10 protein-coding genes are annotated in these 10,947 nt (G+C 36.0%); 2 read left to right on the forward strand and 8 right to left on the reverse strand.

The annotated features are described in order from the left end of the window. Positions 1–81: 81 nt before the first annotated feature. The 8 genes from rseP to hpf all read right to left on the reverse strand — a co-directional run bounded on the left by rseP (position 82) and on the right by hpf (position 7,946). Positions 82–1,101, reverse strand: coding sequence for an RIP metalloprotease RseP (gene rseP, locus RQ893_RS05990; RefSeq protein ID WP_311482142.1), 1,020 nt, complete (start codon positions 1,099–1,101; stop codon positions 82–84). Between the two features lie 9 nt (positions 1,102–1,110). Beyond that, a complete protein-coding gene (locus RQ893_RS05995; protein ID WP_311482143.1) occupies positions 1,111–1,890 on the reverse strand; it encodes a phosphatidate cytidylyltransferase in 780 nt (259 codons plus the stop codon). Beyond that, positions 1,887–2,582 carry an isoprenyl transferase gene (locus tag RQ893_RS06000; RefSeq protein ID WP_311482144.1) on the reverse strand — a complete coding sequence of 232 codons (696 nt, stop codon included), beginning with the start codon at positions 2,580–2,582 and terminating at the stop codon, positions 1,887–1,889. Before RQ893_RS06000 ends, RQ893_RS05995 begins: the two co-directional genes overlap by 4 nt. A 105-nt stretch (positions 2,583–2,687) precedes the next feature. Further along, positions 2,688–3,113 carry an Hsp20/alpha crystallin family protein gene (locus RQ893_RS06005; RefSeq protein WP_311482145.1) on the reverse strand — a complete coding sequence of 142 codons (426 nt, stop codon included), beginning with the start codon at positions 3,111–3,113 and terminating at the stop codon, positions 2,688–2,690. Positions 3,114–3,260: 147 nt separating this feature from the next. Further along, positions 3,261–4,553 carry a S41 family peptidase gene (locus tag RQ893_RS06010; protein WP_311482146.1) on the reverse strand — a complete coding sequence of 431 codons (1,293 nt, stop codon included), beginning with the start codon at positions 4,551–4,553 and terminating at the stop codon, positions 3,261–3,263. Positions 4,554–4,560: 7 nt separating this feature from the next. Beyond that, entirely contained in the window at positions 4,561–5,736 is a 1,176-nt protein-coding gene (locus RQ893_RS06015) for a GspE/PulE family protein (RefSeq protein ID WP_311482147.1), read from the reverse strand. Beyond that, a complete protein-coding gene (locus RQ893_RS06020) occupies positions 5,736–7,265 on the reverse strand; it encodes a YifB family Mg chelatase-like AAA ATPase (RefSeq protein ID WP_311482148.1) in 1,530 nt (509 codons plus the stop codon). Before RQ893_RS06020 ends, RQ893_RS06015 begins: the two co-directional genes overlap by 1 nt. A gap of 141 nt (positions 7,266–7,406) precedes the next feature. Then, positions 7,407–7,946 (reverse strand): ribosome hibernation-promoting factor, HPF/YfiA family, encoded by a 540-nt coding sequence (hpf, locus tag RQ893_RS06025; RefSeq protein WP_311482149.1) that lies wholly within the window; start codon positions 7,944–7,946, stop codon positions 7,407–7,409. A 471-nt stretch (positions 7,947–8,417) separates the two neighbouring features. Between hpf and RQ893_RS06030 the strand changes: the two genes are divergently transcribed. Beyond that, a complete protein-coding gene (locus RQ893_RS06030; protein ID WP_311482150.1) occupies positions 8,418–10,337 on the forward strand; it encodes a S9 family peptidase in 1,920 nt (639 codons plus the stop codon). Further along, on the forward strand, positions 10,318–10,947 hold a 630-nt coding region (locus RQ893_RS06035; protein ID WP_311482151.1), incomplete at its 3' end, for a YihY/virulence factor BrkB family protein. The genes RQ893_RS06030 and RQ893_RS06035, both read left to right, overlap by 20 nt.

Genomic DNA, 10,947 nt, shown 5'->3' on the forward strand with positions numbered 1-10,947 from the left:
TGGATAGAAATAGGAGAGCCGCCACCAACAGCAACATCTCCTACAAAAATTTTTCTTGTTTCTTTACGCATATTCCCCTTCTTATCTAAATAAATTTACTATATCTTTAACTGAAACCAATATAATCAGACCAATTAACAAAAAGAATCCAACTATGGTAACTTTCTCTTCGATTTTTTTGTTGATTTTTTTGCCTGTAAGCATTTCAATCCCACTTGTCAAAAGTTTTGACCCATCAAGGGCAGGTATTGGCAAGAGGTTGAAAACTGCAAGGTTTACTGAGATATATGCCAAAAAGTAAAGTAGGCTTGTAAGGCCATTTTGGGCTTGGTTGCCTAATTCTTTTAGGACTCCAACAGGGCCTGATAGGGCTCCAAAGGCAAGTTTGCCAGTAAAAAGTCTTCCTAAAATTACAAAAATCATCTTTACATTTTTCCAAGTTTCAGTAAAACCTAGGCCTATAGCTTCTATAAGATTTGGCTTTTTCCTAGCAGGCATTATACCAATATAGGCATTGCCGTCCTTTACTTCAACCTTCAAATCTACAGCTGTCACTGTATCTGAACTTTGCCTAAAATACTCTACTGTAATAGGCTTTTTATAATCCTTATCCTTATAAAAATCAGAAATCGCTCCAGAAATATCGACAAATTCTTTGATATCCCTATCGCCGACTTTCCTAATCTCATCGCCAACTTCCATGCCTGCCTCTTTGGCTGGAGAATTTTCAGTAAAATCTCCAATTTTTGTTGTAATAATACCACTAAGCAGACCAACAACAGTGAAAACAAGGACTGCTATAATTAAATTTGCCACAGGACCTGCAAGGATGGTTAAAAACCTCTTATAGGCAGGAGCATTGTCAAAGCTCCTTGGGTCGTTTGACTCATCATCTTCGCCTTCCATAGCACAATAACCGCCAATAGGAATTAGCCTGAAGGAATAAGTAGTCTCTCCCTTTACCTTTGAATAAATAAGGGGACCCATGCCCACAGCAAACTCATTAACCTTTATTCCCGATTTTTTAGCCACAATAAAGTGGCCAAATTCGTGGAAAACTATCAGTAGCAAAAATAAAACTACCGCTAATAATATTCTCATTAATTCTCCTTAAAGTCTAGAAAAAAGATAAAGGACAGGTGCAATAAACATGATAGAATCAAACCTATCAAGGATGCCACCATGTCCTGGTATCAAATTACCAAAATCTTTAATTCCAGTTTGTCTTTTGATATAAGATGCGATGAGGTCCCCAATTTGAGACATAATCGCAGCTATAATTGTAAAAATAACTATCTCTCTAATATAATTTTCAAGGCCAAATTCGTGGCAGTAGACAATATTCAAAATTGTCGCACCGATAATGCCACCAAGAGAGCCTTCTATGGTCTTATGTGGACTGATGTGAGCCATCCATGCCATCTTGTGCCTACCAAAAAGGCTACCAACCAAATAGGCAAAGGTGTCTGATCCCCAAGCTGTTATATAAAGCATCCAAACATAGGATACATTTTTTATCCTCAAAATATGGGAAATCAAAAACGAAACATATAGCATGGCAAAGGCTGCCGCAAAGGCATCGTATAGACTATAGTGGCCTGTTAAAATAATATACATAAATAAAAATAAAACTGAAACCACAATAGATGCTATATAAATATCCGAATTATTTATAAAGGCTGCAACCATGATTATCCCATTTGTAAGATATAGGCACTTCATAGGCAAATGAAGATCAATCTTCCTCAAAGCCTTGTCTAGCTCGTGGAGAGCTATATAGGAAAAAGCTGCCACGCCAAGGGCAAGGGGAATCCTCCCCAAATAGGTAATCAATATTAAAAGTGTTAAAATTACAGCACCACCAAAGGCCCTGTTTAAAAACTTAATCATAAACCACCATATCTTCTATCTCTTTTTGTAAAAGCAAGGATTGCTTCCCTAAGGTCATCTTCTGTGAAATCTGGCCACAAAACATCAGTAAAATATAATTCTGTGTAGGCAAGTTGGTAGATTAAGAAATTTGAAAGCCTAATTTCACCACCAGGTCTAATTAATAAATCTGGATCAGACTGGCCTCTCGTATATAAATTATCTGAGATTAATTCTTCAGTAATATCGTCTATGGCATAGCCCTTCTTAATTATTTCCTTAAAGGCATGAACAATTTCATCCCTTCCCCCATAATTAAGGGCTATATTTACTACAAGTGACTTGTTGTCCTTAGTTTTTTCTATAGCATCAAAGCAAGCTTCTTTGGTCTTTGCAGGAAGTTTTGAAAGATCACCTAGAAAATTTAGACTACAATCTTCTTCTATAAGTTCTTTAAGTTTTGTGTTTACAAACTTAATTAATAAATCCATCAAAAAACCAACTTCACTAGCTGGTCTCTTCCAATTTTCTGTAGAAAATGCATAAAGGGTAAGGGTGTCGACACCAAATTTCTTACAAGACTTGGCTATCCTTATCACATTTTCTGCACCTTCCTTGTGGCCTGATGTCCTAGGTCTATTTTGTTTTTTTGCCCACCTACCATTGCCATCAAGGACAATCGCAATGTGGTTTGGTATTTTTAATTCCGTCATAAGTCCCCTTTTAAAATTCTTATGTCATTATACTCAAAGATGGGCAATTTATCTATGTGATTTTGGACCAAAAAAGCAGCCAGGAAAGCCTAGCTGCTTGTGATTTTATTTAATTTCTATCTTTTTATTGGTTTTTTCCTCCTTGCGTTTTGGAATTTCTATTTCTAAGATGCCATTTTCAAGTTTAGCATTAATATTTTCCTCATCTATATCTCCAAAATACATTGACCTTGTCATCCTTGTTGATTTTCTTTCCTTGTGGATGTAGTTTTTCTTTTCATCTGTATTTTCAGTTTGTGAGTTGACTGTTAGAGTAAGTTGTCCCCTATCAAAATCTATATCAATGGAGTCCTTTTCTATACCAGGCATCTCTGCTTCTACCAAAAATTTATCATCATCTTCTGCTACATCTAGCTTGAAAGAAGACTCGAATACGTTTGTTTCCATTGGTGAATTAAAGAATGAATCCACCATATCATAAAAATCATTGTATCTAGATAAAGAATTATTTTTTCTAATAAGATTTGCCATAATTATTCACTCCTTTATTTTTCATTAGCACTCTCTGTATTCGACTGCTAACTTCTTACATTTATAATATACTAGGAAGGTCAGAGAAAGTCAATTTTTTTCTGATATTTTTTCAAAAAAATAAAAGAGCCATAAAAGGCTCTAATTTCAAGATTTTTTAGCTTCGATTTCAATTACTTTTTTTACGCACCCATCATTAGAAGGAATTTCTGACTGATCTTTTTGAGGAATTTCTATATCTGGAACTGTATAGGTTGATTCTTCGATTGATTCTGTTTCCCTAAGACCTAGCTCGTGAGAAAATCTTAGGATGTACTTAGTATTTGGAAGTTTTACCATGGCTGGACTTGTCCCTATCCCATCGCCACCTGTCTTTTCTCCTATTATCATCCCAAGATCATTGTCCTTAAAAAAGTGGGCTGCATTTTGTGCTGAAGAATACACATCTCCATCTATGAGGAGATATAAATTTCCATTAAATCTATATTCATCACCAAAGTCACCCGTATTTTCAAATCCTGAATCATAGATGATGTGGGTATAGTTTTTCCTTATATCATCCATCATCTTCTTATCGGCTCTAAGAAAAGGAATATTTTCTTCCATATATTTAAAGTCTGACTCCTTAATCTTACTTATAGAACTCCTTAATTCCGGATATTGGGGATCATATTTAAAAACTTCATCTGTCCTAAATAAAATATATTCATGAGTTTCTTTAAAATCTTTTGTGCCAAGAATCATTGGATAAAGGTAATCACAAGTATAGGCAGCATTGCCCCCACCATTACCTCTGAGGTCAATAATTAGAGCCTTCTTATTTTTTGATTTTTTTAGATAAGTTTTTAGAAGGTCTAAATCTTCCTCAAAATCAGGTGTTCCTGGGTCAATCATTGACCTGATTTTTAAGTAGCCTATGTCCTTATTTATATCTTGGGTAATGAGATTTTTGGTAACAGCCTTAGATTCTTTAAAAATTTTATGGAAAAAACACGAAATTTTTGTTCCAAACAAATAATTAATCAAATCAACATTAACCTCTCCCTTTTCCTCCTTATTGGAAAGTACAAAGGTATCCTTCATATCGTAAACTTCCTCACTATCCAATAGATTAGTATGGTCATCTCCCAAGTCACCTAAAATCCTATTCATCTTGTCAAAAAATTCTTTATCTGTCCTTAAATTTTTTAATTCCTTCTTGTACTCATCACGATTTTTCAAAAAATCAGATGTCCCATTCCTATAAAAAAGGGCATAGTATTTTTCTAGGGTGTCAAAGGCATAGTCAAAGTCATTTTCAAAGGGACTTTGGTCTTTGGAATAATATTTAGGATCAACTTCATAGTCAAAATGCACCTTTTTATCTCTCAATATAAAAGATAAAGAAAGCCCGATTATTATCGAAACCACAAGACCTAAAAAAATTCTTATTTTTTTCATATTTCCCTCAATAATCAAGAACAGATAAGACTTCCTCAAAGGAAGTATCGCCTTCTAGGACTTGAATTAGGCCATTTACAATCATTGGTCTAAACTTATCCCTCTTTAGTTTTTCTTTTATTTCTTTGCTTTCCATTCCAAAATTTCTTAAAATATCCTTAAATTCATTATCAAGGCTCATAACTTCTTCTACTGCCTGACGCCCTCTATATCCACCATTGCAATATGGACACCCATTTGGACGAAAAATTTTCCTTTCCCTATCAACTTTGATATAAGATGACATTATTTCATACTCATAATCTGTCATCCTGTCGGCTTTTTTGCAATCACAAAGTTTTCTAACTAGCCTTTGACCTGCTAAAAGATTTACAGCTGACCTTATGAGATAGTCTTCTACTCCCAAATCTTTTAGTCTGATAAGACCAGCAAAAGCATTTCTCGTATGGGCAGTTGATAAGATTAAGTGACCTGTAATTGCTGCCCTAATTGCAATTTCTGCCGTTTGCCTATCTCTAATTTCGCCAATCATTATTATATCCGGGTCTTGACGGAGGATGGATTTTAGAATAACTGGATAGGTTAGGCCGATTTTTTCGTTGATTGAAATTTGGTTTATATTTTCAATCTTATATTCAACTGGGTCTTCGATTGTAATAATATTTACTTCTTCCTTATTGAGTTTTTCAAGCAAAGCATAAAGAGAAGTAGTTTTTCCAGATCCTGTTGGCCCTGTCATCAAAATTATGCCAGATTTTTTGCCTATGGCTCTTTCTAGTTTATCCTTGCTGTCATTTGAAAATCCCATAAGTCTAGCGTTTTTCATAAAAATATCAACAGAAAGAATCCTTATTACAATTTTCTCACCGAGAATAGTAGGCACAGAAGAAACCCTAAAGTCAATACCAGGAAAAGCCTCATACTGCATGGCCCTATCCTGGGGCATTCTTTTTTGGGAAATATCCATCCCACAGGAAAGTTTTATTTTTGAAGATAGCATATCAAAATATCCCCTCTTAATTTGCATAATATCAACAAGGGCTCCGTCTATCCTTAGCCTAATTTTTCCATAGCCATCTTCTGGTTGGAGGTGGATATCTGATGCAGAAAGGCTTACAGCCTTGCCTATTAAATTTTCTATAAAGCCGTCAATATCAACAGCTATTTGCCTTTGATCAAGCATTATACACTCCAATATTTATCATCAAGCGACCTGTACCTTACTGCTTCCAAGAGGTGTTTACTTGTTATCTCCTCACTTGCCTCAAGGTCTGCAATAGTCCTTGCCATTTTTAGGATTTTATTATAGCTTCTTACAGAAAAATTGTACTTATTAAAGGCCATCTGCCCAATTTTCTCAACTTCAGGACTTAGTTTGATATATTTTTTCATCTGCCTTGTGGATAATAAAGCGTTGGTCTTTATCTTTTCGTCCTTGTACCTCTTAGCTTGGATTTCTCTTGCCCTTACCACTTCGCTTTTAAGTTCAGCAGAAGACTTTGACTTCGTATCATCATGCAAATCATCGTATTTGACAGGCCTTATCTCAATGTGGATATCAATCCTATCTAATATCGGTGAAGAAATCTTGTTTAGATACCTTCTAATTTCATTGATTGAACAAGTACATTCCTTTAGAGGGTTGCCATAATTTCCACATGGACAAGGGTTCATTGCAGCGATTAAAATAAAATCTGAAGGATATTTCACACTTGCTTGGGCACGAGCCACGTTTATTTCTTTGTTTTCGAGAGGCTCTCTCAAGGCTTCAATTACATTTTTTTGATATTCTGGAAATTCATCTAAAAACAAGACTCCCCTGTGAGCTAGGGTTATCTCACCCGGTTTTGGAACAGAATGACCACCACCTATTAGGGCAACTTGACTTGATGAATGGTGGGGAGCCCTAAAAGGCCTTGCACTTACCAAATGTCCCCTGTCTAAAAGACCCATTATCGAATAAATCTTGGTCACTTCTACCCTTTCCTCAAAACTCATGTCTGGTAGGATGGTTGGCAGGTGTTTGGCAGAAAAAGTCTTACCTGATCCTGGAGGACCCACCATTAGCAAATTATGACCGCCAGCCGCCGCTATTTGAAGTGCTCTTTTGAGATTTTCTTGACCCTTTAAATCCTTAAAATCCAAATCATAAGAAATTTCCTCATTCAAGAGGGCTGGATTTATCTTATAAAAATCCTTCTTCAAATCCCCATTCAAAAAAGCCACAACATCATTTAACTTATTGAATGGATAGACCTCGATATCAGAAATTATCGCACATTCTTCCTTATTGTCTTCTGATATAATAAATTTAGTAAAACCTTGCTCTCTCATAGAAATCACCATAGCAAGAGCACCTCTGATTGGCAAAATCCTACCATCTAGAGATAATTCACCCAAAAAAATATAATCATCATAGGCCCTATCAATAACTCCCATCGAGCTTAGAAGAGAAATTGCAATCGGCAAATCAAGCTGGGTTCCCTCTTTCTTTAGATCTGCTGGAGATAGGTTTATAGTAATCCTCCCAGCGGGAAACTTGTAGGATGAATTCGCAAGGGCAACCCTTACCCTATCTTTGGATTCTTTTATAGATGAATCAGGCAAACCAACTATATTAAAGGCTGGCATGCCTGATGTAATATCGCTTTCAACTTCCACTAACCTGCCCTCAAGGCCAATTAGGGATGTGGTATTAGTTTTAGAATACATTACTCCTTCCTTTCTTATACTAATTATAACATAAAATTTAAAATTTCTTGCCTTAATTAGGCAAAATAAAACTCCCACCGGCTGGTGGGAGAAAGGAGAAAAACACCGAACATAGGAAGTTCTGGTATTGTATGTTTATTTTTATCTAGTAGGAACAATTAGACCGTAGTCGCCTTTTTTCCTTTTATATACAACCCTTACTTCCATGTCGTCTGCGTCTTCATAAACAAAGAAGTTGTGGTTTAACAATTCCATTTGAAGGATAGCCTCTTCTGCACTCATTGGCTTAACTGGGATAGTTTTTTCCCTAGCTATCTTGATTTCTTCTTCTTTTTCATCTATCTGAGTTTCTTGGTCAAAGGCTTCAAACTTGATGCTATCGCCTGTTTGTCTGCCCCTTTGGAGTCTGGTCTTATGTTTTCTTATTTGTCTAACAAGAGCATCTATAACCCTATCGATAGCATTCTCATAAGTTTCCTCAAAGGCTTCTGCTCTCAAGATTGCGCCACCATTCAAAAACATAGTAGCTTCAAGCTCATAGCCAACGCCTTCCTTAGCAAACTTTAGATCCATATCTTCTTCATCATGGAAATATTTATCTAACCTATCAAATTTCTTTTCTGACTCGATTCTTATATCTTCTGTCAAGGTGAAATTTTTAGCTTTGATATTTAGTTTCATAATGCCCTCCTATATTTAGTTAGCACGGTGCTAACTTTTATATTTATTATATACCCAAAAACCTTTTCCTTAAACTTTATTAATAAAAAAATTTTTATATGATATAATAAAACCATCCCCAAAAGAAAGGGGGTGGTGCCAAATGGGGACCTTATTTGATATAATTATTACAATTGTATCTAACCTAATATTGCCTTTGTTGAAAGACATAATTTTCGAATATCGGAAAGAAAGTCGCGACAAAGAAAGTAAAAAAGAGTAGTTCACAGCTACTCTTTTTTGATGCCCTTATGGGGACCATTAACCTAATATCACAAAGTTTGCGCTTTGCGGCTTTTTTGATGGATAAGAGGTGGCTTCTCTCACCTATATTATATGCTAATTTAGGGATTTATTCAAGCTAGCCTACTTCTTACATTTATCCCCCAGCTCAAAAGGGTATAGTTATAATATAAAAATAAAGGAGATTTTATGACTAAAATTAACGACTTATTTGGCTATGAATTTCTTTCTGGAATTCAAGTTTCTAATGATAATAACAAAATTGCCTACAAAAAGACCCAGGCAAACTTAAAAGACAACAAATACGATGCCGACTTATATATTTACGATAAAAAGCTAGAAAAATCCTATAGGATTACAGACAAAAAATCAGCCAGCCTTTACACCTTTGATGGTGAAGCTAACTTAATTTATAAATACGACTCTGATGATTCTTTTGATTATTTTTATAAAAATGATGGCAATGGCATAGGAGAGCTTGTCTTTAAACTTGATAAGGATATAAAATCTATAAAATGCCTTAAAGATGCTACCTACCTAATATCTGCCAGCCCAAAAAAGACCGAAGAAGAAAAAAAGGCAGAAAAAGAGAACGAAGCCTACGAAGAAGTCACCACTCTTCCTTTTTGGCTAAATGGCGCAGGCTACCTCAAGGAAGAAACTGTCTACTACTACCTTTACGATCAAAGGGCTGACAAACTTACAGAAATCCTAAAATCAGACAAGGATAATGAAGTCCATGGCCTAGATATAAACAAAGACCTAGATAAAATTGCCTATGTAAAGGGCCATACTGACCCAAATGGTGTCATGGAATTTCTTGAATCTATAATTCTAAAAGACCTTGCGACAGGCGAGGAAAAAGTTCTTATAGAAAAAGCTTATTCAATCTACACCCTAAACTTTATCGAAGATAGGCTAATTTTTGTTGGTACAGACATGAAAAAAGGTGGAATTAATGAGGACGCTTTTATTTACCAAGTTGACTTTGATGGCAATCTAAAAATGGTAAATGATGAAAACTTCGATAAGTCTTTTGGCAATTCTATCGGTACAGATGCTAGGGCTGAGGGCAACAGGACCTTCCAAGTCCATAATAAAAGACTATATTTTATCGCAACTGAATTTGAGGAAGCAAAACTATATTCTATCGACCTTGCTGGAGATTTAAGGCTCGAAATTCCTGGTTGCATAGAAGGTTTCTTTGTGACAGATGAGGATATTTACTACCTAGAAATGGGAGCTGACCACCTTGCAGAACTTAAAATCAAAAATAAAAACCAAATCCTAGTAGAAAATAAAATTGAAAATGTCCTTCCTATCGAAGAATTTACCTTCCATTCAAATGGTGATGAATTAAGGGGTTATGTCCTCTTGCCTAAAGACTTTGATAAAAATAAAAAATACCCAACCATACTTTCTGTTCACGGTGGCCCAAAAACAGAACTTTCTGACATTTTCCACCACGAACACCAAATGCTTGCCTCAAATGGCTATATAATTATTTATACAAATCCACACGGCTCAAGCGGTAGGGGTGTGAAATATTCTGACATCAGAGGTCGCTACGGCGAAATCGACTTTGATGATTTGATGAATTTTGTAGACCAAGCTATTAAAAAATACCCACAAATAGATGCAGACAAAATGGGAGTCTACGGTGGTTCCTACGGTGGTTTCATGACCAACTGGACAATAGGCCACACTGACAGATTTAAGGCAGCTGTAAGCCAAAGGTCAATTTCAAACTGGACAAGTTTTTACGGAGTATCTGACATCGGCTACTACTTTGCCACAGACCAAACAGCAGCAGATCCTTGGGAATCTTTAGAAAAAATGTGGGATCAATCTCCAATCAAATACGCTAATAAAGCCACAACCCCTACCCTCTTCATCCACGCTGACTGCGATTACCGTTGCCCACTCGAGCAGGGTATCCAAATGTATGCTAAACTAAAACTCAATGGAGTAGACACAAGAATGGTAGTCTTTCACGGAGAAAACCACGAACTATCAAGATCTGGCAAGCCAAAAGCTAGGATAAAAAGGCTTACAGAAATCAAAAACTGGTTTGATAAACATCTGAAAAATGAAAATAAAAAAGCATAAGTTCATAGATTTTTTAAAAAATTTCATAAATAGGCTCAAAACTCAGGACATAATGACCTACGCATCTGCCCTGTCTTTCTACTTTCTCCAAGCATCCATCCCCCTAATGATGGTCTTGGTGTCTGTAGTATCGACCTTTCTAAAGGGAAATGAAGACATAATCTATGAGTTTTTGAACCTCTTTCCCAAGTCAACTGCAGAATTAATAATCAAGGCCCTAGACATTATGTTTGCCTCCAGCCAATCTGCAGCAGTGACCACATTAACCATCCTCTTTGCCCTTTGGTCTGCGACAAGCGGAGTTGACAAGCTAATCATGGCTATAAACCACGCCTACGGTCTGACCCACCAATCCAAGGCCATCAAGCAAAGGTTGATGAGCATCATCTACACAGTCATTTTTATAGCCTTTATCATGTTTATGCTAATATTTCAAATTTACGGACCTACTATCCTAAAGATTTTAGATAGCAAAATCCTAAATATAACAGAGAAATTTTTTGGCGATAATTTGGAAGCTATAATCGACTTCCTCTCATCACCAATCTTTACCATCCTCACCCTAGCTGTCCCTCTTCTGATAATGTCAGCTGCCCTCGGTATCTTATAT

It is taken from the genome of uncultured Anaerococcus sp. (assembly GCF_963510915.1).
GTDB lineage: Bacteria > Bacillota > Clostridia > Tissierellales > Peptoniphilaceae > Anaerococcus.